The following is a 26,315-nucleotide window of genomic DNA, read 5'->3' on the forward strand; positions in this document are numbered from 1 at the left end:
TATTTCCGATTTATCGGCTTTTATCTTTAAATTTCGATTTGCGGACACCATATCTGTAACTACATAATCCTACTTTATATGTGATAATAAATAACATCAATGACGTATGTTATTTTCACAACATAAAAAAGCCCGCCACTAGGCGAGCCGCTTTTATATGCTTGTTTGAATTTTCAAATTTTGTACATTGTACATCACTCGTTCTGTTGGTCCCGTATCTTATTCAACTGAACCCCCGCCGCCCATTGTCCCGTCAGATCAATCTCAATCTCTCCCGGCAGGCTCCTCAACGGCTCCGTCTTCCGTTACCCGATACTCCATAATCTCCCCATCCGCCATATAGTACAGCGAGGCAGACTGCACGGTCCCGTCCTCCCCGAATGTCACAAAGAGCTGTTCCTTCATGCTGCCGTTCGACAAGCCTTGGACATCGACCGATACGGCCTTCTCCGGGTACCGGTAGCCCTCCTTGGCGAAGTCGTACTGTCATGTTGCGGTGCCGCCGGCTTTGCCCGTCGTCTTAGGCTCCCCCAGCTGCGCCCGGATGTCGTCATTGTCTTGCCGACGAACGGAACATCCTTAACGAAGCGTCGGGGGCGCTCTCATCCAGCACCAAGCTGAAATTTCTCATCTCTTTATTCTCCTTCTCCCGCCTGTTTTTCCCCGGCATTCGTCGTAATATGGAACTCCTTCATCATATTGTGGAAACGCGCCCCGTAGCCTTCAGCCGCTTCAAGGAAATACTGCTGCTTCACCACAAAGCTTCCGCCCTGTCCGTTATCGAAAATATAGTAGCGCACGATCGGATCATTCCATTCCTTGCCGCCCGTCCCGCCTACCGCCCGGACTTCGAAGCCGTTAACCGGCTCCTGAATGGCTTCCGCCTCTACCTTCGGCTGATCCGACAGCTCGGCTTCCAGCCGTTCGGATACCACCTTCGGTGCTTCTTGGTCCTGCGAGATCTCCATGTACACTTCCGGATAGCGGTCATCCTCCGGCTTATGAACCGGCTCGATCCGATCCACGCCTTCGCCTTGAATCATCTTGAACCGGCTTTCGTCAATATAGATGACATAATCGGCGCTCTCATGCAGGGAATCCACGCTCGTCTCCGGCGACCCTTCCAGCTCCTGCTCCACCGTCTTCTGGGGAGCGAACCACTCTTTCACCTGGTCGATAAATGCTTGCACCGGCGGCGTCTGAACGCTTAATGCCAGCACAATCACCGCCGCAGCGGCCGTTCCGACCATCCAGCTGGCCGTCTTTCTTCCCGAACGGCGCGCCTTCGTCTTCCGCGGGGCGAACGGCACCGCGGCCGGCTCCGAAGACTGCGATGCGCGCTCGCTGTCAATCCGCTTCTTAATCGACGCCCATATTTCATCCTGCTGCTTCATCGCGTCCTCCGTCCCTTTTTCCAGGCCGTCCTTCAACTCTTTCTCCCATGGCTCACGTCCCATGCTGACTCCCTCCTTGTCTCTGCAGCATCCATTCCTTCAGCTTCTTCCGCGCCTTGAACAATCTTGATTTCACCGTATTGACGTTCAGCTCCATCATGTCCGCGATATCCTTCTCCGCCAGATCATTCAAGTATTTCAGCACGATGGGGATCCGATGCTCGTCATCCAGCCGCTGCACCATCTCATAAACATCGCCGTGGCGGTCAAATTCGTAAGTGTCCGTCTCAGGTGGAAGGTCCGTCTCCTCCGAAATTTCCGAAGGTACCATCCTCGCATGCTTCTTCAAATAACGGTTGCATTCGTTATAGAGAATCCGGTGAAACCAAGGGTCAAACGGTCTGCTCAGATCATACATCCCCAAATTGCGGTATACCCGGATAAAGGTCTCCTGGACGACATCCGCGGCGCTCGCCGCGCTGCCGGTGATCGCCGTTGCCGTTCGGATCGCCCGATCCGCATACAGCCGGTATAGCTGTTCGAACAGCTCGTCACTATATTCCTGTTGTAATCGTTGTATCAGGTCGTGTACCAACCGCGCCTGCCTCCTTTCCAATTGGCCAATCACTTAAGATACCCCGGCATGGTTGCGCAAAGTTTTCGATTTATAATTTTTTCTCATGACAAAAAAAGGATACCATGCTGCAGTGCAGTCACAGTACCCTTTTCGTGTTTGTTATTTCGCTTCCGTCTTCAAGTCGTCCAGCATTTTATCGTTAAAGCCGAACATCCAGGTCAGCACGAAGGTAATCGCCATCGCCGTCAGGTTGCACAAAATGTAGAGCGGCAGCTGGCTGTTCAGATACAGGAGCGTCCCCGGAATAACTGTAATCGCCATGCCGGTTGCCTTCAAGTGGAAGATCGAAGCCATGAAGCCTCCAATGCCCCCGCCGATCAGACCCATGATAAAAGGCTTCACATATCGCAGGTTCACCCCGAATATGGCCGGCTCCGAAATGCCGAGAAATGCCGAGAACGAAGATGGCAGGGAAAGTGCCTTCAGCTTCTTGTTCTTCGTCTTCATGCCGACGGCAAGGCAGGCTGCGCCTTGAGCCGCCATCGCGCTGGTAACGATCGCGTTGAACGGATTGCTTCCCGTCTGCTCCAGCAGCTGGATTTCCAGGAAGTTAAAGATGTGATGAACCCCCGTCACGACGATGATCTGATTGAAGAAGCCGATCAACAGTCCGGCGATGCCAAACGGAAGATCCAGCAGATACGTGACCGCGCTCAGGATGACGTCTTCAAGCGAGTGGAAGATCGGGCCGATCGCAAACAGGCCGAGAATGATCATCACCAGCAGCGTGACGAATGGCGTCACGATCAAATCGATCGCTTCAGGAATGCGCTTCCGCAGATAACGCTCGAACTTCGCCCCAAGCAGCCCCATGAAAAATGCCGGCAGAACCGATCCCTGATAGCCAACCACCGGGATAAAACCAAACATAATAAGTGCTTCCTCGGACCCGTTAGCCACGCTATAAGCGTTAGGTAGAGCCGGGTTGACGAGCATCAATCCCAGCACGATGCCGAGCACCGGGCTTCCGCCGAATACTCTAAAGGTCGACCAAGCGACAAGGGCAGGCAAAAACGCAAACGCCGTATCGGTCAGCACCTGGGTGAACATCAGGAAATTAGCCGAAATATCGTCAGGCGCCATCCCGAACCAGGCAAGCACCGTCTCCTGGGTCAAGAGGCCCCGCAGCCCCATGAACAGTCCCGTAGCGACCAATACCGGGATGATCGGAACGAATACATCGCCAAATGTGCGGATCGCGCGCTGAAGCGCATTGCCCGATTTTTTCGCTTCGGATTTCAGCTCTTCTTTGCTTGTGCTCTCCAGCCCAAGGTTCTCAACTTCTTCAAAGATTTGGTTGACGGTACCGGTGCCGAAGATGATCTGATACTGGCCGGAGTTGAAAAATGCACCTTTCACCTTGTCGATATTCTCGACCTTCTTCTGGTCGATCTTCTGCTGATCATGAACCATAATGCGAAGCCGGGTGGCGCAATGGGCAAAGGAAGCGATGTTCTCCCTGCCGCCGATGGCTTCAACGACCTGCTTAGCAATCTCGCGGTTATTAGCTGCCATGCTCATTCATTCCCTTCCATATCATTTACGGCTTGCGCCAAATCCCATTTGGCTACCTTCAAGCCGGCACTGCCGTTATTGGCGAAAAACCGAATGCCCGTGCTGTCGGGGTGTGGAAAAATACGACTAGTAAACACTTCTTCCCCGTCGTTGATAAAACACTCCACCGAGGAAGTGTCCACAAACAAATGAAGCTTGAGGGACTTCGTCTGCACTCTGCATGACCGGGTCGAGCCGTACTTGCTGTTGATCCTCTCGCCGGCCTCCGAGCGATCAAACGTCAGGATTTGCCGCTCGAAGTCATAATGAATGACGGTACGCTCCGTTTCACCGGCCCGAAATTCGATGCCTACGGATTCGGCGTTCACATCGGCAAATTCGCAGATCAGCTCGAATGCGGTTCCGCTCACGCCTGCATATGACTTTTTCTCATTCGTTAGGGTGTCCTGTACCTCGCGGCGCTCTCTTCTCAGCTTCTCCAGCTCCCGCACCGGCTGCTGCACCAGCTTGCCGTCCCGAAGCTCCAGCGTCCTCGGCAGCGTCAGGCAGTGCGCCCAGCCGTGCGAATCCGTCGGGTAGCCGATCTCCGCCTGCCCCATCCAGGCGACCAAGATCCGGCGCCCCTGATCATCCTCCATCGTCTGCGGCGCATAGAAATCAAAGCCTCTGTCCAGCTCATGAAAGGCGCCGTGTTCAAAATCCAGCGTCTCCCGGTTCAGCGGCTTGCCGACCAGGTAACCGGATTGGTAAACATTCCGGAAGCGATCTCCTTGCGGCTCTATCCCTTGGGGACAGAAGAGAAGAACCCCCTGGCCATCGAGCTCAAAATAATCGGGGCATTCCCACATGTAGCCGAAATGCTTCAGCCCGGTCTTGATCTCCCCGGCGAAGCGCCAATTGAGCAAATCCGAAGACTCATACATGACGGCGGTCCCGGTGGCATCCTCTCTCTGGGCGCCGATGACGCAGCGGTACAGATCGGGATCCTTCCACACCTTCGGATCGCGAAAGTGCTCGGTATATCCTTCCGGCACATGATCGATGAGAGGCTCGGGAAGCTTGGTGACAGCTCCCGCTGCATCCATGACGGCCATGCACTGGAAGGAGCGTCTGTTCCAGTCACGATCCCTGGTATTTCCCGTGTACATCAAGTGCAGCTTGCCGTCCTTCACGATACCGCTCCCCGAGTAGGCGCCATACCAATCATGCGGATCCCGCGGCTCGATCGCGATTCCGGCATTGCGCCAAAAGACCAAATCCTTCGATGCCGTGTGGTACCAATATTTGAGCCCGTGGTAGGTTCCGAGCGGAAACCACTGATAGAACAGGTGATACTCACCTGCAAAATAAGCAAACCCGTTCGGATCGTTCAAAAGGCCGGTGATCGGCTGAATGTGATACGTCTGCCTCCAGCCGCTATCCTCCACCTTCTTCCTCAAGGCGGACATTTCTTCGGGAGAAGCCTGTTCCAGGCGGCGGTATTTCTGTTCTCTGTTCATATCCTTCTCCTTACTGGTCTGTTCTTAACAACATCACAACAGCGACATTGTAGTGGAACCGGTTCCAACCCGAGGTAAAAATAAAGGACGCAGTTCCAAAGTGTTTCAACGCTTTGGAACCGGTTCCGATGCTTTGAGTATAATCGATTCTATTCGATATTGTCAACGCTTTCGCGCTCGATAAATTCATAATCCAGTACCGTCAGGGTGTCGACGGATTCCTCTTGGACAAGCTTCATGACTTGACGCGCGGCCAGACGTCCCCCCGCTGCGTAGCCATATTTAACCGTTGTGAGGCCCGGATGAATCACTTCAGTCACATCGTAGCCCCCAAAGCCGGTAACCGAAATATCCTCCGGAATCCGGATTCCCCGCATATGCGCCGCCTTCATCACTCCAAGCGCAATATTGTCCGTTGCGCATACGATGGCCGTCGGACGCCGGTCCCGGTTATCCAGGATACGGGAAGCCGCTTCTACCGCTACCGACATCCTAAACCCGCTCTCATAAAAATCGGCCGAGGCGCCGGCCTGCTCCTTCAGCGCTTGCTGGAACCCATGCTTGCGCCGCACTCCAACGGCCACATCCTTCTCGGTTACCCCCAAATAAGCGATATCCCGGTGTCCTTTGGCTAAAATATACCGGCCGATCTCATACCCCGCCGTGTAATCGTCATAAATAATGCTGTGGACATCCTCATGCTGCTGACCGAGAAAAATGACCGGGATCCCGATTTCCTCGATCGCCGTCAAATGGGATTCCGTAATCTGCGTAGCGAACAGGACGATCCCCGATATTTTTTGCCTTGCCAGGTCATACAGGGCCTCGATCTCCCGCGATAGATTCTGGCTTGTATTGATAATCAGCAGCTGGTAGCCGTTCTCCCTCAGCTCCTCATCCATGCCCGTCACCGTCTGAGATGCGGCGAAGGAATCCAGCCGGGGTACGATCGCGCCGATCATGCTCGTCTTCTTGGCCTTCAAGCTTTGGGCGAAGGAGTTTGGAATGTAGCCCGTTTCCTTGATGACATGCTCGATTTTCCGCCGGGTAGCCTCGCTGACGGAACCGCCGTTCAGGTAACGGGACACCGTGCTCTTGGCCACGCCTGCGATTTTGGCGATATCTGAAATGGTAGTGTTCATTCTTGTCCTCCACCCATGACGTCAACGGCCTGTCCAGCCCCGAGAATGGTTGCGATATGTCTGTACACAGTATTCTCTCCTTCATCCTCTGTTTCCCCTAAATATAACATGCAGGCAGGGATGCGGGAAACTAAGGGGGCTTGGCGGCAAAAACTTAGCTGTAACGGGAGTTACCTTGAATTTTATTTGAGCTTCAAAACCAAATTCCTTGAGCGCGCTCTCAATGCGGCTTCCCTCTCTCTTCCCTGCCCCATTCTCCAACTTTGTAACTGTTCATACCAAGGATGGATCGAAACACGGTCTATTAGAATGGAAATTTTTACTCCAAGGATGTAACATTGATCAATTTCAAACTGTTATGTAAGTTAGATGGAAAAAGAGGAACTCGTATGCTGCTGTACCTTTCTAGGTAATGATAGCATCCGGTTCTTAACCCAGATACCGCCAAAACAGATGCTGATCATGATCCACCTCATCTTTTAAATAGGAGGCAGCTATGTGTTATTTTATGCATATTGTAATAGATCGTAATATCCCAGATTCTATTATCGGGAAATTCATCGACATGAATATCTATATTAGGGACATTACACAGGGTGTGGAACATAAACATCCAGAGAAGTACTATTATGATATTACCAACCAATGCTCCTGCGATTTTGTCTCTTCTGACCCAAAAAGAAATCAGGCTAATGAAATAAAAGAGTTATTTCAAGCATTACATTTATGTACGGATATTACCTTCTGCATTATCTTAGATAACAATAAATATACCAACTTACAATTGGAAATACAGGACATTATCTCTTCACTACCAAATGAAGAATTGGATTTTAACACTTTTATGGATTTATATCCTGACCAATTGGAAAAGGATAGAGCTTATCTAATTCGTTGAAACGATGGTTTATGTAGAGATGAAGATTTAAATTGTATAAAAGAAAAAGCCCGCCTGATGCAATCGCCTCTCTAAAAAAAGTGTGTCCCAAAGTCTTCACGATGACTTTGGGACACTTTTTTGGCCAACCCCCGCCAACTAAAACAATTGCAATCTTCTTTCTACCTCTACGCTTGCAGCACAATGATTTATACGCTACACTCCGGCGGCTGCCACCGATTCCCCTGGCATTTTCACGGAATCCGCAGGTGCCTGCGATTCCGCTTTGCGCAGACACTTCTGTCCCCGCCAGCGGAAATAGGATAAGACGCCCCGCAAGTATTCATCGGCAATCATGCAGGAGTAAATGCCGATGAGTCCCCATCCCATATAGATCCCCAGTACGTAGGACAGGACCGTTGCGACGATCCACATCGAGCCGAGGGAGATATACATCGTAAACCGCGTATCGCCCACTGCATTTAGCGAGTTGCCGAGCGCCATATTGAGCATTTTGCCTGGCTGAAGGATCAGGTTCATGCCGAGCAGCGACGCGCCGATCGCAATGATCGTCTTGTCATCCGTAAACAGTCCGAGCAGCTGCTTGCCGAACACATACAGCACGAACGCATTCACGATCACGTATATCGCGCCGATGCCGAGCGCACGGTATGCGCTCCGGTACGCCTCCCGGGTCCGGCCGGCCCCGTACAAATGCGCGATCTGGATCTGGGCCGCCATCGCAATGGAGGAGCCGAGCAGGAAGCAGAACGATTCCAGCGTATTCATGTACGTACGCGCCGCCAGCTCCGCTGCCCCTAGCTGCGCGATGAACGAGTAGATGACCAGCTGCGAGAATACCCAGCAGGACATATTGATGCCGAGCGGCCAGCCGATCTTCAAAATCTCGCCGAACAGCGGACGGTCAAACACCCGGAACTCCTTCCACTTGATCTTGTATTCGAACGCGCGCAGGAACATGTACAGCAGCATCAGCACCGCGAGCAGCCGGCTGGCCACAGTTGAAATCGCCACCCCGGTCAAGCCCCACTGCGGGAAGCCGAAGGCGCCGAAAATAAAGCCGTAGTTCATGATGACATGAATAACGTTCATGCCGATCGCCACGTACATCGGTCCGCGGGTATTGCCCGTGTTGCGAATGACGGTGCTCATCGTTGCCATCATTGCGATCAGCACCATGCCCCCGCCGACAATCGAGATATAGGTTCCGGCAAGCGGCAGCAGCCGGTCCGGCAGCTGAAGCATGGAAGCAATCGCCTCAGGCATGGCGAACAGAATCACGCTGCACACCAGGCCGATCAGGGTCGTGACGCTCACCGCCATGATGCCGATCGTCCGGGCATCACCCGTTTTGTATGAGCCGATCTTCTGCGCGATCAGAATCCCCGCCCCGCTCGCCACCGTCATGAATAGCGTCGTCATCGCCTGGAACAGCTGGTTCGAGAAGCCGACCACCGCTACCGCGTCATCGGAAATGCGGCTGACCATCAATGTATCCACCGCTCCCAGCAAAAACTGCAGGAACAGTTCTATAAATATGGGCCATGCCAGAACCCATAGCGTAAATTTTTTCGTATCTTTATCCAACATTCCAACCTCCACCCATGATGTAAGGGTTACACGCCAATTCGCTTCAAACGGCGATAACCTTTTCAAATTATAGATGGTATACTAGGGTTATAATATCAGTATCCGAACGTAAATTATAAAAAATCCAACCTCACTCATCACGAAAGGGCTTTTCTTTATGACGATCCTGAATTTTACCGTTCCGCCGCTGCCGGTCTATATTCATAGCGGACTCACCCGTGCCCCCGTGAATGGAGGGCATCCGAACCGTAAAAACATCGGCATCTTCGACCTGCTCGTCGTCGTCAAGGGGCAGCTTGACGTGACCGAGAACGGCCATCCCTATGAAATCAGGCAGGGCATGTTCCTTATTCTGCGTCCCGACACCCATCACTTCGGTACAAGAGGCTGCACGGAGGAAACCGATTATTACTGGCTGCACTTTCAGTCGTCGGGGCCATGGAGCGCGGAGGAATCCGGCGATGCTACGAGAAGAGAAGACATCGTTGAGCTGAAGGCGATGACGCCGAACTATTTTTCCGTCAAAATCCCGCAATTCGGAAGCCTCCCGCAGCCGGAGAAGGCGGCAGAGCTGCTGGCCACGCTAAACGCCTTGGTCCAGCATGGGCAGCAGGCCAAATTCCTATGGCGGCAGCAGGTCGTCTTTCAGGAGCTGATCGAACAGCTTGCCGCCGCCCTGGATGCACCGGTCTCCACGCCTTCCTCCGCCTGCGCCGAACGGGCCGCCGCTTATTTGCGGAAGCACTACAAGGAGGAATTCAAGGTGCAGCAGCTAGGGGACCGGATCAATTTCCATCCGGTGTATATCGCACGCTGCATGCAGAAGGAATACGGCTGCTCTCCCGTCGAATATTTGCAGCGCTACCGGATCGAGCAGTCGAAGCTGCTGCTGCTTCAGACGGACCTGAGCATCAGCCGCATCGCCGAAGAGGTGGGGTTTAACCATGCGGCCTACTTCACCTCCTGCTTCACCAAGCAGGAAGGGATCTCGCCTCGAAAGTACAGGCAGCGTTTCTTTATGAGTTAATGTTTTTTTGATGCCGGATAGGAAAATCACTTGCAATTACGCGGGAAGTCTTTATAATAAACATTAGTTACATGATAATGATTATCATTACCGGACAAGTGAGAATGAGCTGAGAATGGACGCAGCGGCCGCCTGGCTGCTGTAGCGGTGGATGCAAGCAGTTAGTTCTATAGGGCAATAAGCGCGGAGGGCTCAGACAGACATCCGTGCGGGTCTGGAACATCCGCTGCTGGCAAGACCGCCTCCATGACCGCCATTCCTGCTTGAAGAATTGAATTATAAAGGAGAGCCGATGGTCTTATGAAAACGACTTCCCGCCGTTGTTCACTGCAGATTGACGATTACCTGGATCTGCTGAATCTTGCCATCCAGCTTGGCGATGTGAAATGGCAGAGAGAAATTACCCGCAAGATGGAAATGACGCTGTCCTCTCTGGAAACGACCTCGAAATAATCACATCCATGCATTTAAGGATTATGGCCACATGATCCCATATATACGAAAGACACCTGGACGTCTGTGCCCCGGAAAGTACCGTGGCCGTGAAGAGCGTTTAAGGTGTCTTTTTTTGACGTTAAGTGACGAGATGCTTTGAATCCTCAGCATGGCAAGGGACGGAGCGACTCCACTTCTCTATCCCCGCCCCAGCTCCGCGTCAGCCTGCAGCTTCATGCGGTATTCATGCGGCGATATGCCTTCCAGCTCCTTGAACACGCGCGAGAATTGCTTCGTGTTCTCGAATCCGACCGCCTTGCCGATATCGGCCAGCTTCATCGCCCCGTCCTGAAGCAATGCCTTGGCCCGCGAGATCCGCAGCTTCTTCAAATAAGCGACAAAGTTTTCGCCCGTATGGGCTTTGAATGCCTCGCTGAAATACGAATAATTAAGCGACACGTGATTGCTGACCATCGCCATGTTCAGCGGTCGGTGATAGTTCTCTTCCATATAAGCGATGGCTGCCTTCATCTCGGAATGCTCGCTATGAGCGGACCGGATGCCTTGAATATATTCGTCCACACTCAGCAGCAGATGCTCGAGACTGCGGTAATACGCATGAAAATGACGGTAATTATCCATCGTCCCTACCCTCCGGTAGAGCTTGAGCACCTCGACCATCGACTCCCCGTATACGCGGAACACTTCATCGAGCACCTGCTCATTGATCTGCTTGCCGACACGCTCCAGATAAGCGATATCGACATGCGGCATATCCCCGATATGAAAAATATCCAGCAGCAGCGTCTTGATCTCCCGGTCGCGCCCGGTGCCCAGCATATTGCCAAGCTTGCGGATATCCTCCTCCGGCATCGGATAGCTGCGCAGCTCACCGTTTATGTCCTCATGATTCATCAGCCTGATGTTCGGTTGAATGAAGGTGTAGCTGAGCGCGTGGAGCGCCTGACTATAGCAGATCCGGACATCCTCGATCCGGGAGCCTTCCCGGCTGATGCCGACGAATAATCCGTCCATCTCCCGCTCCGCAAACTGCCGCGCCAGCTTCTCGAACTGTCCATCGGGACTGCCGACCAGCACGAGCCTCCCCCGGCCGTCCAAAACGCTGGCGCTGATCCGCCCCTCGACGGATTCCATCATTTTCTCCACGAGCTGCTTCAGCTCATCCTTGTTCATCGTGTTGCCGTCTTCGTACTTATATTTCATGACAGCCACCCGAAACGGCTTGACGTACGCTTCGAAGCCGATCGATTCGGCTGCTGCCGCCAAATCAATGTCGGTATCCTCCGGCTGCTCCAGCAGCTCCTTGAGACGGTGAGACTGCAGCTGCTGCAGATACACGTCGGTGGCGGCCATGCGGCTGTCCACTTCGGCCTGCCGAATCAGCGCTTCCTCCGTCTTGCGAAGGGCGGCGAAGAGCTCCTCGCGCCGGATCGGCTTCAGGAGATATTCCTTCACCTGATACCGGATCGCTGCCTTTGCGTATTCGAAGTCCTCATAGCCGCTCAGGATCAGCACGACCGGCTTGGCTGCCCCCGTTCCTTCCAGCTCGGCCAGCGACTCGATTAGCCGGATGCCGTCCATGACCGGCATCCGGATGTCGGTTATCACGATGTCCGCCGGCTGGGCGCGAAGCAGCTGCAGCGCTTCCTCCCCTTGCGAAGCCATCCGGATATCGTACGCCTCCGGGAACTCCCGCTCGATCATCATCTTCAATCCGAAGCGGATGTTCTTCTCGTCATCCACGATCAACAGATTTCTCATGTCCGCCTCCTCCTCCCGTTAACAACACCTTCGGAAACGTCATCGTCACCTGCGTAAACCCGCCTGCTTCGCTATTCACGTCCAAGCCGTATTCATTCCCGTAGAACAGCTTGATCCGCTGATGCACGTTCCGGAGCCCGATGCCTCCGGCCTGGTGCCCGCCTCGCCCGTAATCTCCGGACGGAAGATCCTCATCATGCACCGTGCGCAAAATTTCGCGCAGCCTACCCAGACGGTAGGCTTCGATGCCAACCCCGTTATCCTTCACGTAAATCGTAATCCGGTCCTCCTCCCAGGCCACCACATCGATCTGGATCCGCTTCGCTTCGGCCGAGCCGTCCGGCCAGCCGTGCTTCACCGCATTTTCCACGATCGGCTGCAGCGACATCTTCAGCACCTCCAGCTCCATGAATTCCGAAGGTATATTAAGCTCAAACTCAATCGGCTCATCGTACCGGATATTCATAACGTCAATGTAATTGCGAATATGGCGGATTTCATCCCTCAGCTTGACGTATTCCCCCGACCACTTGAAATTGTAGCGCATCATGCCGCCCAGCGAGGTTAACGCATCCGAGATCGTGCGCTGTCCCTCGATTTCGGCCAGCATCTTGATATTTTCGAGCGTGTTGTACAGGAAATGCGAGTCGATCTGGCTGTGCAGCGTTCGGAGCTCTGCTTCCTTCGTGACGGCTTGCTTCCGGATCCCTTGAGCAATCAGCTCATTAATCGTGCGGATCAGCTTATTGAAATGATGCGCTAGCTCGCCGACCTCGCCGCCGCCCCGGATATCGATGCCGGAGGAAACCTCGCCCTTGCGGACCTTCTTCATCGTGTCGGTCAGGCGCCGCAAATTTTTCAAAATAATCGAGTTCAAATAGTACGTGATGACCGACAGCAAAATGATCAGGATCACGTTCGCCGCTATGATCTGCCACTGTGCCTTGGAGACATTGTTTAACGCGCCCTCCAGGGAAACGACATTCAGCACATGTGCCTGCAAACGCTCCACCGGCGCGGCGATGAGCAGGTACGACGCCCCGTCCACGCTGAACCGGGAATGGACGATGCGGTCCGATTCAGGATCGGTTTCCTCCTTTAGGAGCTTCTTGAACTGAGTCTCGACCTCGTCTCTCAGCCCCTCGCGGCTTGTCATGAAGGACTGCCTGCGATCCATGAAGAACTGGCCGTCCCGATCCACGATCACCATCTGCGAGCCGGTATCATGAATCCCTCCGAACGTCTTCGGCGCGAAATACTTAAGCAGCATATCGACCTGAATAAGCCCGTCCTCGGCACTGCTTCCGACCCGCCGGATCAGGGACACCTTCGGCTGCTCCTCGGGCACGTCTGTAGCGTAGCGCTGAAGAATGTCCGGATCCCGGTGATTGAATACCCACAGCTCGCTAACGCCTTGCGACTTCATCGGGGCGAACCAGGGCTCCGCGGCAATGCGGCTCTCCTTGAATATAATCGGCCACATTTCCATGACATGCTCATTGCCGGTGAACAAGCGGAGGTGTGCGATGTTGGGATTATTCGTCTGAATCCGCTGGATGTCCTTGGACGGCCCCCACGCCACCTCCATCAGCGCAGCCGAGCTGAGCTCCTCCTCGATCCCCAGGTAATCCTTGATGGCCTGGTCAGAGATCGCAAGCTGCGCCGCCATCTCGATCGACTCGATCTGGCTCTGCATGTTCATCTTCTCGGTCTCCAGCAGGAACGTGTTTTGGTTCAGCGCATCGCTGATATACGTATCCCGAATCTGTTGAAAAAAGTAATTCGACACGATGATGCTCGGAATGAGCAAAATCAATATATAGGCGGCCACCAGGCGGCTCTGCATGGACCTGCGCCCGACCCAGTACATAAAGGATGAAATTAGCTGCACCCATCGTTTTCTCATGACGGTCACTTCCTGTTTCGTTAACGTCCGCGCTTCCATCGTGAAACTGACGCTCTTCCTGCGACAAGCCGGATATGCTCCTATCATATCGCTTGACATGCCAAAAGGCACCCTATTTCGACATCAAATGAAATAGGGTACCTTCGCATCTATTGGAGCAACTAGTTAGCGTCAACCTCGCCGCAAATAGTAGCAGCCGTTCACCTCAAGAGGGTTCCTTTCATTATTTCAGGAATTCCTCAAGCTTTTTCACGTTCTCCTCGTATTCTTTCTGTCTGTATTCCTGCACTTTCGCAAATCCGAGCGACTCGCGTTTAGCCAAGTAATCGTTCCATGCTTGGTCAAACTCCGCATCCGAGGAGGAGAGCAGCAGCTTCGGCAGCGTCTTGCCCCATTCCGTCAGGACCTTGTCGTTAATGATCCCTTCCTCGGAGCTGCCGTCCGGATCAAGCTGGTCAAATTGCGAGAAGCTGTGGGCCTTGCCGCGCGTCCAGTCTTCCATCTGCTTGAACGGCTCGACGGCCGGAGGCGCCCATGCCGGAGTCATGTTCGTGTCCATCATCATCCAGAAGGTGTGGGACGCGCCGTATTTTTTGTCAAACGCGCCGCGGTCGCTGTTCAGCAGCTCCACAACCTCAGGGAGGAACTGGTCCTTGCCGTCAATCGTATCCCAAGTAACGCCTTGCTTGCCGAGATACAGGTCGCGCTGTCCTTCTTCGGAGATCAAATAGCTCAGGAAGCGGATGGCGCGCGCTTTGTCTTTAACATCCTTGGAGATCAGCGTCAACGTCCAGCCGGAGATCGATGGTCCCGACAGCGTCGGCTGATCCAGATTGGAGTTGGCCGGTCCGTCTACCGCAATATATACGGAGTTCGGATCGTTCGCGTAAAGCACGTTCTGCTGGTTAGCCATGTCGCTGCGCTGATACAGCATCGCGAAATAGCGGCCTTGCGCAATCTTCTCTTCCATCTGCGGACGCTTATCCACGAAGATATCCTTGGACAGCAGCCCTTTCTCATTCGCCTGGCGCAGCGTCTTCAGCCATTTCACGTATTCCGGATCGGTGGAGCGGTCATACAGCTTGCCGTCCTTCTCCAGCGGGATCGCCAGGAAGTTTTGGATATAGCTCTCTAGCGAATAGTTGCCCTTCTCGTGGAAGTCGTGCAGGCCAAGCGGAATCAGCGGCTGCCCGTTCACGTCCGGGAACATCTTCTTTGCATCTTCAAGCGCTTTCAAGAAACCTTCAGGCGTGCGCATATCCGGCTTGCCGAGCGCCTCGTACATATCCTTGCGCACGAGGAATGTCTGGTTGGACGTGATGTTGTCGCTGAACTTCTCGTAATCCTTCGGCGAAGAGGACGCGTTCGGATAGCCGTAGATGTTGCCGTCGTCCTTCGTATACCACGATACCTTCCCGGGATCGGTTACTTTAAAGAAATACGGATCGTATTGCTCCGCCAGCTCATTCAGCGGCAGGACGAGCTCACCCTCGATCATTTTCTTAACCGCGTCATTGTTCCAGTCCAGCGTGATGAAATCCGGAAGCGTGCCGGAGGCGATCATCGTGTTCATCTTCTCGGTCTCATTGCCGGCAGGGACGATAAAGTTGATGTTAACCCCGGTTTTCTCCGTTACGTATTGGGAGGTGATGTCCTCTCCCCATTTGTTCGGGAACCAGGCGAAGTTGATGTACCAGTCGAACGTGATCGGCGATGTGTCCACCTTCCAGCCCGGATCGTCCTGGGTCAGCTTCACTTCCTCTGCAGGAGGCGACTGCTCCCCTTCCTTCTCGGAGGCGTTTTTGTTATCGCCGCCGGACGAGCATGCTGTCGTAAAGGCCATGACCAGCGCGAACATCAACAGCAGAAGGCTCTTTGGCTTAAGCATCTTGCTCATGTGTTTTTCCCCTTTTCTTATTTAGAGATATGATTATATAGAACCCTTGCCAGGAGTGGCAAGAGAAACTACCCTTGCTTCGGCAGTACACTCCAGCGGTTGCCCCGCCGGCCGTCCGGAAGCGCCGCCCTTGCTGCATACATGCCCTGGCGCTCCGCGGCCGATTACGGTTTAACCCTTGATGGAGCCGATCATCATCCCTTTGACGAAATAACGCTGCAGGAATGGGTAGACGAACACGATCGGAAGCGTCGTCACGACCATAGTCGCCATTTTGATCGACTGCGAGGTCACCGTCTTGGAGATGCCTCCCGGCACCTGGGCCATCATCTGGTTCGAACTGGACTGCGCGATGACCTTGTACAAGTAGGTCTGGATCGGCTGCAGATCCGTGTTGTTGATATAGATCACACCCGTGAAATAGTCGTTCCATTGGTACACGCCGTGGAACAGGGCGATGGTGGCGATGACCGGCATCGAGACCGGCAGCACGACCCGCAGGAAGATCGACCAATCGTTCGCCCCGTCGATCTTCGCCGCTTCTTCAAGCCCGTCCGGAATTTCCCGGAAGAACGTCATGAAGATGATGAGGTCGAAGAAGCTGAACATGGCGGGAATGATATACACCAGGAAGCTGTCCAGCATATTGAGATCCTTGATCAGCAGGTACGTCGGAATGAGCCCGCCGGTGAAGAACATCGTGACCGTACCGAGAAAAATATACAACTTGCCGCCGATCAGCCCCTTGCGGGAGAATGCGTAGGCTACCATCGCCGTAAACAGGACGTGGACAAAAACGCCGACGACCGTCTTGGCGACCGTAACGCCCATGGCCGTCATGATGCCGGAGCTTTGGAAGACGGCCTCAAAATTTTGCAGACTGAACTCCCTCGGCCACCAGTAAATGCCTCCGCGCATGGCGTCCTGCCCGTCGTTGAAGGCATTGACCAGCACGTACCAGATCGGGTAAATGGTCAGAAAGCATACGATCAGCATGCCGAAATTGTTGAACATGTCGAAGATGGCTTCGCCCTTCGTTTTGCGTTTAAACATCGTTTGCCGCTGCCTCCTTTCGTTAGAACAGGGATGTATCGTTCAGTTTTTTGGTAACCCGGTTGGCAATCAGCAGCAGGATGATCGCGATGATCGACTTGAACAGCGAAACGGCCTGGGCGTAAGAATAGCGTCCGTTCTGCAAGCCGGTATGGTAGACGAAGATGTCGATAACGTTGCTTGTACTTTCGTTCAGCGGGTTGCGAAGCACCAGGATCTGATCGAAGTTGGAGCTCAGCACGCTACTGACGGCCAGGATAAACAAAATGGAGATGGTCGCTTTAATGCTCGGAAGCGTGATATACCACATTTTCTGAAAGCGCCCCGCCCCGTCGATTGTAGAGGCCTCGTACATCTCCGGCGAGATGCTCGCGATGGCGGCCAGATAGATGATCGCGGACCAGCCGAGCTCCTTCCAAATATCCGACGTAATGACGATGCCCCAGAAATACTTCGGCTCAGCCAGGAACGTAATCGGCTGATCAATCATGTTCAGCGCGAGCAGGATTTTGTTAATGACGCCGGTGTCGGCAAGCCAGGTCATCAGAATGCCGCCCAGGATAACCCAGGAGATGAAGTGCGGCAAATACGATATCGTCTGGATCGTCCGCTTGTAACGGAACGACCGGATTTCGTTCAGAAACAGCGCGAAAATGATCGGCAGCGGAAACCCGATGAACAGCTTCAGCAAGCTGATCCCGAGCGTGTTGCGCATGACGCTCGTGAAATCGTCGTTGGCGAAAAATTCCTTGAAATGCTCCAGTCCTACCCATGGAGCCTCGCCAATGGACTTGATGATGTTGAATTCCTTAAAGGCGATGATGACGCCGTACATCGGGATATAGTTGAAAATAATCATCCAGATGACGCCGAGCAGCGCCATGATCTGCAGATGCCGCTGGCTGTAAAGCTTCTTGAGCCATCGGCTTCGGGCAAGCTTCCTCGCGTCCTCAAGGGGCGGCGCAGGCGCCCGGCCCGCTCCGGTCTCTGCTGCAGGTTCGGCATGGGGTTGATTGCGCATGGTTATGACCTCCAGGTTGATGTCTCTCTATTTTTGTAAACCCTTTCAAATGTTTAGCTATATTGTAGTCCCACACGGCATCCTCTCGTAAGGTTTCAGATTTCGTATCGGGGTGCTCATTTTTCGGGTGATTTCGGCAATCCGCCTTGCTTAGACTCTTTCAGCATCCGATGTCCGTAACGCCGAACAAAAAAATTGCACAAAAAAACATGAGCGGGAAGCTAAAGCTCGCTCCCGCTCATGTTCTCAATCTATATTAAGCTGTTGTAATTCGGTTATTCCGATTTCTCCTGCTCGCGCTGTTCGTGCTTGCTCTCATGCTCTTGCTGAAACTTTTCGCGCATCAGCTTCTGCATGATGAATTTTTCCTGATCATTGAGGCTTCCTTGGTTATCCTGAATGATCATGTTGTCGATGTTGCGCTTGAGTACCTCGGTATGCGTGTTCAATATGATTCACTCCTTTTAAATAATCACACCCCTGCAGATTCGTCCAAAAATCTGACAACCTGTGACAGGGACATGTGTATTACCTAACCAAACTCCATCCGATGAATCAGTTTCGGCCGAATTTCCAGGTATTGGAGCATTCGTGAGCGAACCCACGCTCTCCCTTCTTCCGGCTCTATCTCTGGGTATTAGCTGCTGCTTCCGTTAATCTGGATTCCCTTGCTGAGCGATTTCTGCTGTTTGTTCGTATTGATGAGCTGGGGAAGCTTTCTCGTTTCCTTGACCATAGGGGAATGACACAAGTGGCACACAGGCTCCGTGTCGAACGCAAAATCGTCCCGCATCCACCCTTTGCAGTCTTCCTTCGTGCATGCCCACACTTCCGTAATTTCCTCAGGAATACTCTCCATCGAGTTTTTACGCGAATACATATAACGCTCCTCCTTGTGCTTGTCGTTAGAAATCGAAAAACATCTCTCCTGCAAACGGGCGCTTGCCTGCAAGCCAGCCCGCCTCCGCAGGGGCCCCTGAACATCCGGCTTTTGTTGAAAAACGAAAAGAGGACTGCCCTTAATGTGACACATTAAGGGCAGTCCTCGCTCGTACTTACAGTTTTACAACGTTCTCAGCTTGTGGTCCACGGTTGCCTTCAACGATGTTGAACTCAACGCGTTGGCCTTCGTCCAGCGTCTTGAAGCCATCGCCTTGGATCGCGCTGAAGTGAACGAATACATCGTTTCCGCCTTCAACTTCGATGAAACCGAAGCCCTTCTCAGCATTAAACCATTTAACAGTTCCTGTTTGCATGGGGGAATCCTCCTTGATTTGTATTTACATGACCTTTTTTTCTTCGCAAGCGGAATAAAAAAATTCACATATTGCACAAGGTTATCTGAAATGACAACCCTCTACAATATGTGAATTCAGGTCGATTTCGATATTCATATCTTACCACATCTGCGCTTCGATAGCAAATAATTTGAAAAAATAATCGTACACCATAATGAACCGGTGCGCAAGCCCGATCTGACGGGCAATCGCCGCGTTTTATCCGCTCTGAAGACCGAAGCAAGACACCCCCGGTTTTACCGCCGGGGATTTCTTGCAGCTGTATATCTTCATCGAAAGGGCCGTATTATTGCCATTATTGCCGAAGCTCCTGCAGCGTTTCGCGCCATCTCTCCAGCACGTCATTCGGGTCATGCAGCCGGATCGTAACGGCGGACAGGATATCCGCATACTTCGCCCGGTCTTCCCGAACCGCCACAACCTCGGCGCTAAATCGCTGCCGGGGATGGCGGGCGTCCGGCACATCCGGAAGTGCGCGCAGCGCAAGCCGCACGTAGTGGGCCGCCCCCTCATGAATGGCGACCAACGTAGCTTGGCCTGAACGAAGAATATTGCCCGTCGTTACCGTGCCCGGCCACAGCGCGATCCGGATCGTGCTCCGGGTTAGTGCCAGCACCTCCCCGGCGCTGACCATGGCGGTATGCGGCCATAAATCCTCCGTAACGGTCAGCAGCATCATTGCCGTATGCTGCTTGGATTCCAGCTCCAGGCCGTTCAGCCATTGGCATAAACCTGCCGAGATTGAAGCCCTCTGCGTCACAGCGACATCCTCTCCTTCCTTGTTCTTACGAAAACTCCACCCAATCCAGCTCGACCCAACCTTGGCTTACGCCGATCACGAGATGGACCGGCCCTTGTTCGACCACAAGCTCCGAAGCAAGCCTGAACACCTGCCATCCTTCACCGCTGACAGACAGCTTCCCCAGCTCCCTGTCCCCGATCCGCAGCGTTAACTCTGCGCTGCCTTCCGGAAGCAGCGCCCGGACATCGAGCTGGTATGCAGCCGCTTGGGCGCACAAAGCTTCATAGGCGAGCCAGTCTCCTGCCTGCAGCTGCACGCACACCAGATTGTCCGTCTCCCACGGCTTGCCGCCTTCCGGCGCGTAGCTCGGCTTCTCGGCCTTGCCGGTCACCATCCGCATCGGGACGCCGTCGCTTACCCGCAGCCCGATGTTTCTTTCTGCCTTCGTGCCAACGTGATAAGAAACGCCTTCCCCGCGGTAGCCGTAAAATTCAGCCGGAATCTGGATCGGCAGCTGCCGGAACAGCGAACGCGATACATTCGGATGGGCGTCGCAAGCTTCCAGCGGAAGGCTGTCCAAATACGCCTGAAGGATGGCCTCGGCCTCTTCTTGGGAAGGCTTCGCTCCACCCTCGAGGTAGCCCGTCAGCTTATCCCAGCCTTCCGGCCTCCGGATCGAGTACGGCGAGTTGCTTGTGTCCATCTTCTTCCATGTCCAGAAATTCCATGAAATATTGTGGTCCTCGAACAACCGGAACGCACCCGTATACCACTGAGGGTTGTTCTCGCCGCCTTCGCCCATAAAGATGGGCAAATTCCATTGCTCACGGTGATCCAAATACTTCTGAATGCTCTCCGTATCCGGATTGTTCCAATATTTATGGAATTGCAGCAGCAGATTATCGTCAAAAGGTTCATCGAATATTTGCCAATCCGTCGACCAGTGCACGCCTTCCAAAATGATCATATGGCGTTGATCCACTTCCCGAATCGCTGCCGTAATTTCCCGATAGAGCGGCATGACCCGGTCGTTATACTCGCTGAACCAATCCGGCAGCGGCTCGTTCAGAAGATCATAGCCGGCTACGATCCACTCATCCTTGTAGCGCTCGGCGAGCATCCGCCACAGCGCCACCGTCCGCTCGGTATTCAGCGGATTTGTGAACAGCTCCGGCAGATCACGCGCTGAATCATCAATATTCGCTCCCGTCTGTCCTCCGGGCGCTCCATGTAAATCCAGAATAACATACAGCCGGCACGACCTGCACCAATCGATCACCCGATCGATCAACCGAAGATGGCCCTCATGGAAGTGAAAAGGCTTCTGCTGCCCCTCCTCCATAATAACCCTGGCATTGATCGGCAGCCGGATGGAGTTAAAGCCCTGCTCGGCGATCTGCCGAATATCCGCTTCTCCGATATACCGGTCATAATAGGTTTCCCAGAAGAGCGCTGCTTTCTCTTCTCCGATCAGATCCTTCACCATAGCCTCGATCCGCCGCGGCCGGTCTCCCTGCTCGGGCATCTTCCACATGTATCCTTCAGGCAGCAGCCAGCTGCCAAGTCCTACGCCGCGAAGCAAAATTTCTTGTCCTTCCCCGTTCACAAGACGTTTGCCGTCTGCACGAATGAAACCGTTTACCAATGAATTGCCGCTCCATCCCATCATGTCATCCTCCCCGCTTTCTTGTCTGTAACGAATGTACTTGACTGCCGATTTCCCAGCCGCCGCTTCCGATGACACGGCGATATACCTTCGGCTCGTAACGCATAACACCCAAACTTTATACGATGGCCGGGATGCCAATCCTTCTGCTGCCGAAAATCAGGGAAACATCCTGAAATTTCGTGCCGCTGCTTCTTAGGCCATGGTATACTGCAAGCGAACGGAACACGGTTTCTGAACGGAACAGCTTATGTGCTGTATAGCCCTAAACCCCGGTAAATTTCGGCCGCACGCTTTGGAAAGGATGATCCCTTTGACAAAAGAAACGAATCTGAGCCTGCTGTACTTGATTTCGGGTCCGCTTGGCGTTGGAAAATCAACGACAGCGAAGATGTTGGCAGAGCGCGTGGAACGATGCGTGCTGATTGAAGGTGACCTGCTGCTTCACATGCTGCATCATGAGCTCCCGCTTTCATGGGATGAACGCTTAAGCTTAACATGGAAGAACCTCCTGGCACTAACACAAAATATGCTGCGCCAAGGCCTGAATGTCGTTATTGATTTTGTCGTAGAGGATGAGCTCGAGTGGTTTTGCGAGCAGTTATCCGACCTGGATGTAAGCATAAAGTATGCTGTGCTGCATGCAGACAAGGAGAAAATCGCCGAAAGGCTGACAACAAGAGGGGATATTGATTCCCTGGAGCGCTCACTATTTTTGCTGGACAAATTGGTATCCATGCCGCAGAACCGGCAGTTCCTGTACGATACGGCGCTGAAGCGGCCCGAGGACACGGCGGAAGCAATACTCCTGGAGCCCCGTTTCCAGGTGCTTTCATGACATCGGCAAAAAAATTGCAGTACGTTCGTGCGACACAAAAAGGGTGGTTCCCCATTGGCAGATGCCTTCTGCCGGGAGCCACCCTTATTTCTTCTCCGCGTGCTTAGCCGCTTACGTCATCCTGCGGATGAGCTGCGGCTAATCCCGAGCGTTTACGGTGCCGCCTTGGTAATCCCTGGTGTAGAAGCGGCTGAAGCCGGAATTCCCGCCGAGCCCCTGCGCTCCCCGCCCGGCAGTTTGCCGAACAGGACCCATGTCCAGCCCCCGAGCCGGCGAATGCCGTACACCAGCAAGTAGGAGACTACCAGCGCCGCTGCCAGTCCGCCAGCATACCATGCAAGCAGAAGCCAGGAATTATCCGTCTTCGGCCGATAGTCCCGGTAAACGAGCAGCACCAGCGGGTGCACCAGATAAATCCCGAAGGAATACACCCCGATTCTTCGAAAGCCGCGAACCAGCAGGCTCCGCTTGCCGCCGAGGCGCAGAGCGGTCTGCATCATGACCAGCGCCGTGGTCAGCGTATGCACGTTCCAGAACGCGTCATAGACAAGCGGGTGAACCTCGATTCCATGCAGCCTCTGATTATAACGCAGCCCGATATGAACCAGCGCACTGGCGATCCACGTTGTCCACAGCGCGGCCCAGCCGAACCTTCGAAGCAGCGGCCTTGCAGCATGCTTGGCATCGGTCAGCCAGGATTTGACGCGCTCATAGTGAATCCCCATCCAGGCACCGAGGAAGTAATATGACAGAAACGACAGCGACCAGCTGTTTCGGTTCGTCACATGCCACCACGCGTCATTCCCCAAGTAGAAAATCCACTGCAGCACGATCCCGACCAGTACGCAGATGGCAGCAAAGCCCCTGAAGCGCTTCAGCAGGAGCAGTACCAGCGGAAACAGCAAGTAGAATTGAATGTTGATGAAAATAAAATACAAATGCGTGTACGATTTTCCCGTAGCCAGCTTAGGCCAGAAGCTATCCAGCATCGCAGAGACGTCGGTCACGCCTCCCCGATGGTACCAAGCCACCGTAAAAAACAGCACCGAGAAGATAAAATACGGCACCAGAATATACATCAGCCGGTTGCGGTAAAACCGGGCAAGGTCTTTGCCCCGAAACGGACGGTGATAGTAGTTGTAAAACAGCACGAAGCTGCTCAGAAAAATAAACGTCGTCGTACCGACTTTAGAAAATATGTTCAAAAAGTTGTATAAGCCAAAAAAATCGTCCCCGCGCATCTGGACCGTCGCGAACGATGTCGCATGCACCATCAGCACGCCCATCATCGCAAAGCCTCGAACCAGGTCGATTTCCGTAAGTTTGGCGCGTTTCTCCATTCATTTCCCCTCTTTTCCGAACGCCCCCTATTATAGCCTACGTTACACCCCCTTGGTACTTAAATTTTTCTGAATTTGGTATGGAACAAGCATTCTTTGCCATACCAGTGTAAAAAGAGCCTGGCAGGAAAGTCTGGACAACAACCGGCTCAGGCTGCATTTCAACATTCAGCGAATAGGAGGAGATTTCTGCTGATCGAATTCAAACGCGTCAACAAATTTTTCGGAAGCTTTCACGTTCTGAAAGAAATCGACCTGACCGTTTCGCAAGGGGAAGTCGTGGTCATCGTCGGGCCGTCCGGCTCGGGGAAAAGCACGCTGCTGCGCTGCATCAACCGGCTCGAGAGCATCACGGACGGCGAGCTCGTTGTAAACGGCGTCAGGCTGCATGACAAGCGAATCGATATCAACCGGTTCCGGCGGGATATCGGGATGGTATTCCAGCATTTCAACCTGTATCCGCACAAAAAGGTGATCGATAACATCATTCTTGCACCGATGAAGGTGCTGGGTATGACCAAAGCCGAAGCCACGGACAAGGCGATGACCTATCTCAAGCGCGTCGGCATTGCGGATAAAGCGGACAGCTATCCTTCCCAGCTGTCCGGCGGGCAGCAGCAGCGCGTGGCGATCGCCCGCGGACTGACGATGAATCCCAAAATCATGCTGTTCGACGAACCGACCTCGGCCCTCGATCCCGAGATGATCGGCGAAGTGCTGGACGTCATGCGTTCGCTTGCCCACCAGGGCATGACCATGGTCATCGTCACTCATGAGATGGGGTTTGCCCGGGAAGCGGCGGACCGGATCGTCTTCATGGATGAAGGCAAGATTATCGAAGACGCTACGGCGTCCGAGTTTTTCTCGCAGCCGCGCGAAGAGAGGGCGCGAACCTTTCTAAGCCGGCTGCTGCATCATTAGCCCGAAAATCAAGCGAGGCTTCCTTGGTCTCGGGATGATTCATTCATGACCTTAATGATTGATACCGTGAAGAACATTGATTTTGAAGGGGGATCCGAAATGAATAGAAAATTGTCCAGAACGTTCAGGTGGAGCGCGGCGGTGCTGTCGCTGATCATCATGCTGATCGCCGCGGGCTGCGGCAGTTCAGGCGAGGTTGACACGCTTGAGGCGATCAAGAAGCGCGGCAAGCTGGTGGCGGGCGTGAAATACGACACGAAGCTGTTCGGGCTGCAGGACCCTGCTACCGGCCAAGTGGAGGGCTTCGATATCGATATGGCCAAGGCCCTCGCGAAAAAAATCCTGGGCGACGAGACCAAGCTCGAGCTGAAGGAAGTCACCTCCAAAACCCGAATCGACATGCTGCGAAACGGGGATATCGATATTATCATCGCCACCATGACGATAACGGAGGAACGCAAGGAGCAGGTCGACTTCAGCGATGTTTATTTCGAGGCCGGCCAGTCGCTTCTCGTGAAGAAGGGCAGTCCGATCACAGGACTGGAGAGTCTGAACAAAGACACGAAAGTGCTCACCGTTAAAGGCTCGACCTCTGCGCAAAATATCCGCGAGAAAGCGCCGGACGCCGAGATTCTGGAATTCGAGAACTATCAGGATGCCTTCACCGCGCTCCGGGCAGGTCAAGGCGATGCGTTGACCACCGACAATTCCATTCTGCTCGGTATGCAGAAGCAGGATCCGAATTACGAGCTCGTCGGCGGCAATTTTACGGATGAGCCATACGGCATGGCCATTAAAAAAGGGAATCCCGAGTTTGTGAAGACCGTCAACGAGCTGCTTAAAGAAATGAAGGAAAGCGGCGAATATGACAGGCTGTATGAGCAGTGGATGGGCATCAAGCCGGAATAATCCGCTCATGAATGCAAGGCGTTCCAGGTATGCGCATACCGCCCCTCCTCTTTATTGATCGGGGGAGGGAGCGATTTTAAGCCTTACCGGACGCTGGCCTAATCCCCCTATCGGAGGTGAGGAACATTGAACCTGTGGGATTTCAGCATCCTGATCGATTATTGGGATGATTTTATGGCAGGCCTAGGTCGGACGGTTCTCGCAAGCCTCCTCGGGCTGATCGGCAGTTTGGTTCTCGGCACCTTGATTGCCATCCTCCGAATCGCTCCGTTTCGCATACTCAATGTGGTCGGGACCGTCTATGTCGAGTTCATCCGCAACATTCCGCTGCTGGTGACCGTTTTTTTCTTTTTCCTCGGGGTCCCTGCGCTCGGGATCGCCATGGAACCCTTTACCGCCGGCACGCTCGGTTTAATCGTCTACACTGCCGCTTTCGTTGCGGAGTCCATCCGGGCCGGTATCCAGGCTGTTCCTTCAGGACAATCCGAGGCGGCACGCTCCTCCGGGCTCAGCTATATTCAAACCATGCGCTACATTATTCTCCCCCAAGCGGTCAAAATCGTGCTGCCGGCAATCGGCAACCAGATGATTAATCTCGTGAAGAATTCTTCCGTGCTGGCCGTCATCGCCGGTCTTGACCTGATGTACTACGCGGACATCATCAATCTGAAAACGTTCAAGGGTATTCCGGTGTATACGCTTGTTGCCCTGTTCTACCTGCTGCTGACCATACCGCTCAGTCAGGCGGTTCATTACATGGAGCGGCGCTTTGCCAAAAGCAACTGATATCTTTTGAAACTTGCCG

The 26,315-nt window shown here is 53.6% G+C and carries 24 protein-coding genes; 7 read left to right on the forward strand and 17 right to left on the reverse strand.

Annotated elements, in window-relative coordinates:
- Positions 1-635 precede the first annotated feature (635 nt).
- The 5 genes from J2Z18_RS04215 to J2Z18_RS04235 all read right to left on the reverse strand — a co-directional run bounded on the left by J2Z18_RS04215 (position 636) and on the right by J2Z18_RS04235 (position 6,187).
- Positions 636-1,457, reverse strand: coding sequence for a hypothetical protein (locus tag J2Z18_RS04215; RefSeq protein ID WP_007130560.1), 822 nt, complete (start codon positions 1,455-1,457; stop codon positions 636-638).
- Complete coding sequence (locus J2Z18_RS04220; RefSeq protein ID WP_007130561.1) at positions 1,447-1,989, reverse strand: RNA polymerase sigma factor; 543 nt, start codon at positions 1,987-1,989, stop codon at positions 1,447-1,449. Before J2Z18_RS04220 ends, J2Z18_RS04215 begins: the two co-directional genes overlap by 11 nt.
- Positions 1,990-2,130: 141 nt before the next feature.
- Positions 2,131-3,552, reverse strand: coding sequence for a sucrose-specific PTS transporter subunit IIBC (locus J2Z18_RS04225; RefSeq protein WP_007130562.1), 1,422 nt, complete (start codon positions 3,550-3,552; stop codon positions 2,131-2,133).
- A complete protein-coding gene (locus J2Z18_RS04230) occupies positions 3,549-5,045 on the reverse strand; it encodes a glycoside hydrolase family 32 protein (protein WP_007130563.1) in 1,497 nt (498 codons plus the stop codon). Before J2Z18_RS04230 ends, J2Z18_RS04225 begins: the two co-directional genes overlap by 4 nt.
- Before the next feature lie 149 nt (positions 5,046-5,194).
- A complete protein-coding gene (locus tag J2Z18_RS04235; RefSeq protein WP_007130564.1) occupies positions 5,195-6,187 on the reverse strand; it encodes a LacI family DNA-binding transcriptional regulator in 993 nt (330 codons plus the stop codon).
- A gap of 496 nt (positions 6,188-6,683) precedes the next feature.
- Here J2Z18_RS04235 and J2Z18_RS04240 point away from each other — a divergent pair, with 496 nt between their 5' ends.
- On the forward strand, positions 6,684-7,085 hold the full coding sequence (locus tag J2Z18_RS04240; RefSeq protein WP_007130565.1) for a hypothetical protein: 402 nt from the start codon (positions 6,684-6,686) through the stop codon (positions 7,083-7,085).
- A 195-nt stretch (positions 7,086-7,280) separates the two neighbouring features.
- Here J2Z18_RS04240 and J2Z18_RS04245 read toward each other — a convergent pair whose 3' ends face one another.
- The gene (locus J2Z18_RS04245; protein WP_007130566.1) at positions 7,281-8,675 is read right to left on the reverse strand and encodes an MATE family efflux transporter; all 1,395 of its coding nucleotides are present in this window, start codon (positions 8,673-8,675) and stop codon (positions 7,281-7,283) included.
- A 157-nt stretch (positions 8,676-8,832) separates the two neighbouring features.
- Between J2Z18_RS04245 and J2Z18_RS04250 the strand changes: the two genes are divergently transcribed.
- Both J2Z18_RS04250 and J2Z18_RS04255 read left to right on the forward strand, forming a co-directional pair.
- Entirely contained in the window at positions 8,833-9,702 is an 870-nt protein-coding gene (locus J2Z18_RS04250; protein WP_007130567.1) for an AraC family transcriptional regulator, read from the forward strand.
- A gap of 300 nt (positions 9,703-10,002) precedes the next feature.
- Positions 10,003-10,155, forward strand: coding sequence for a hypothetical protein (locus J2Z18_RS04255; RefSeq protein WP_007130568.1), 153 nt, complete (start codon positions 10,003-10,005; stop codon positions 10,153-10,155).
- Positions 10,156-10,335: 180 nt separating this feature from the next.
- On the opposite strand, the gene J2Z18_RS04260 is transcribed toward J2Z18_RS04255, so the two are convergent.
- From J2Z18_RS04260 to J2Z18_RS04305, 10 genes are all read right to left on the reverse strand, one after another.
- Positions 10,336-11,919 carry a response regulator gene (locus J2Z18_RS04260; RefSeq protein WP_007130569.1) on the reverse strand — a complete coding sequence of 528 codons (1,584 nt, stop codon included), beginning with the start codon at positions 11,917-11,919 and terminating at the stop codon, positions 10,336-10,338.
- Positions 11,894-13,825, reverse strand: coding sequence for a cache domain-containing sensor histidine kinase (locus J2Z18_RS04265; protein ID WP_028404719.1), 1,932 nt, complete (start codon positions 13,823-13,825; stop codon positions 11,894-11,896). Before J2Z18_RS04265 ends, J2Z18_RS04260 begins: the two co-directional genes overlap by 26 nt.
- 223 nt (positions 13,826-14,048) lie before the next feature.
- Positions 14,049-15,722: an extracellular solute-binding protein gene (locus J2Z18_RS04270; protein ID WP_007130571.1), complete on the reverse strand. Its 1,674-nt coding sequence runs from the start codon at positions 15,720-15,722 to the stop codon at positions 14,049-14,051.
- A 171-nt stretch (positions 15,723-15,893) separates the two neighbouring features.
- Positions 15,894-16,775: a carbohydrate ABC transporter permease gene (locus tag J2Z18_RS04275; RefSeq protein ID WP_007130572.1), complete on the reverse strand. Its 882-nt coding sequence runs from the start codon at positions 16,773-16,775 to the stop codon at positions 15,894-15,896.
- A gap of 22 nt (positions 16,776-16,797) precedes the next feature.
- Positions 16,798-17,796, reverse strand: a complete 999-nt coding sequence (locus tag J2Z18_RS04280; protein ID WP_007130573.1) for an ABC transporter permease — start codon at positions 17,794-17,796, stop codon at positions 16,798-16,800.
- A 275-nt stretch (positions 17,797-18,071) separates the two neighbouring features.
- Positions 18,072-18,245, reverse strand: coding sequence for a hypothetical protein (locus tag J2Z18_RS04285; protein ID WP_007130574.1), 174 nt, complete (start codon positions 18,243-18,245; stop codon positions 18,072-18,074).
- Positions 18,246-18,433: 188 nt separating this feature from the next.
- Entirely contained in the window at positions 18,434-18,676 is a 243-nt protein-coding gene (locus J2Z18_RS04290) for a cold-shock protein (protein WP_028404717.1), read from the reverse strand.
- A 175-nt stretch (positions 18,677-18,851) separates the two neighbouring features.
- The gene (gene cspD, locus J2Z18_RS04295; protein ID WP_006207896.1) at positions 18,852-19,052 is read right to left on the reverse strand and encodes a cold-shock protein CspD; all 201 of its coding nucleotides are present in this window, start codon (positions 19,050-19,052) and stop codon (positions 18,852-18,854) included.
- A 337-nt stretch (positions 19,053-19,389) separates the two neighbouring features.
- Positions 19,390-19,854 (reverse strand): pyridoxamine 5'-phosphate oxidase family protein, encoded by a 465-nt coding sequence (locus J2Z18_RS04300; protein ID WP_007130576.1) that lies wholly within the window; start codon positions 19,852-19,854, stop codon positions 19,390-19,392.
- A 25-nt stretch (positions 19,855-19,879) separates the two neighbouring features.
- Positions 19,880-21,505 (reverse strand): cellulase family glycosylhydrolase, encoded by a 1,626-nt coding sequence (locus tag J2Z18_RS04305; RefSeq protein WP_210094353.1) that lies wholly within the window; start codon positions 21,503-21,505, stop codon positions 19,880-19,882.
- A 301-nt stretch (positions 21,506-21,806) separates the two neighbouring features.
- Between J2Z18_RS04305 and J2Z18_RS04310 the strand changes: the two genes are divergently transcribed.
- Positions 21,807-22,340: a P-loop nucleotide/nucleoside kinase family protein gene (locus J2Z18_RS04310; protein WP_040738801.1), complete on the forward strand. Its 534-nt coding sequence runs from the start codon at positions 21,807-21,809 to the stop codon at positions 22,338-22,340.
- Between the two features lie 152 nt (positions 22,341-22,492).
- Here the strand turns inward: J2Z18_RS04310 and J2Z18_RS04315 are convergent, their stop codons facing one another.
- Positions 22,493-23,680 carry an acyltransferase gene (locus J2Z18_RS04315; RefSeq protein WP_210094231.1) on the reverse strand — a complete coding sequence of 396 codons (1,188 nt, stop codon included), beginning with the start codon at positions 23,678-23,680 and terminating at the stop codon, positions 22,493-22,495.
- A gap of 192 nt (positions 23,681-23,872) precedes the next feature.
- On the opposite strand from J2Z18_RS04315, the gene J2Z18_RS04320 reads away from it, so the two are divergent.
- From J2Z18_RS04320 to J2Z18_RS04330, 3 genes are all read left to right on the forward strand, one after another.
- Positions 23,873-24,601 carry an amino acid ABC transporter ATP-binding protein gene (locus tag J2Z18_RS04320; RefSeq protein WP_040738845.1) on the forward strand — a complete coding sequence of 243 codons (729 nt, stop codon included), beginning with the start codon at positions 23,873-23,875 and terminating at the stop codon, positions 24,599-24,601.
- 99 nt (positions 24,602-24,700) lie between these two features.
- On the forward strand, positions 24,701-25,510 hold the full coding sequence (locus tag J2Z18_RS04325) for an ABC transporter substrate-binding protein (protein WP_007130581.1): 810 nt from the start codon (positions 24,701-24,703) through the stop codon (positions 25,508-25,510).
- 132 nt (positions 25,511-25,642) lie between these two features.
- Entirely contained in the window at positions 25,643-26,296 is a 654-nt protein-coding gene (locus J2Z18_RS04330; protein ID WP_040738847.1) for an amino acid ABC transporter permease, read from the forward strand.
- Positions 26,297-26,315 lie beyond the last annotated feature (19 nt).

The organism is Paenibacillus lactis, assembly GCF_017873605.1.
GTDB classification, from domain to species: Bacteria; Bacillota; Bacilli; order Paenibacillales; family Paenibacillaceae; genus Paenibacillus_AQ; species Paenibacillus_AQ lactis.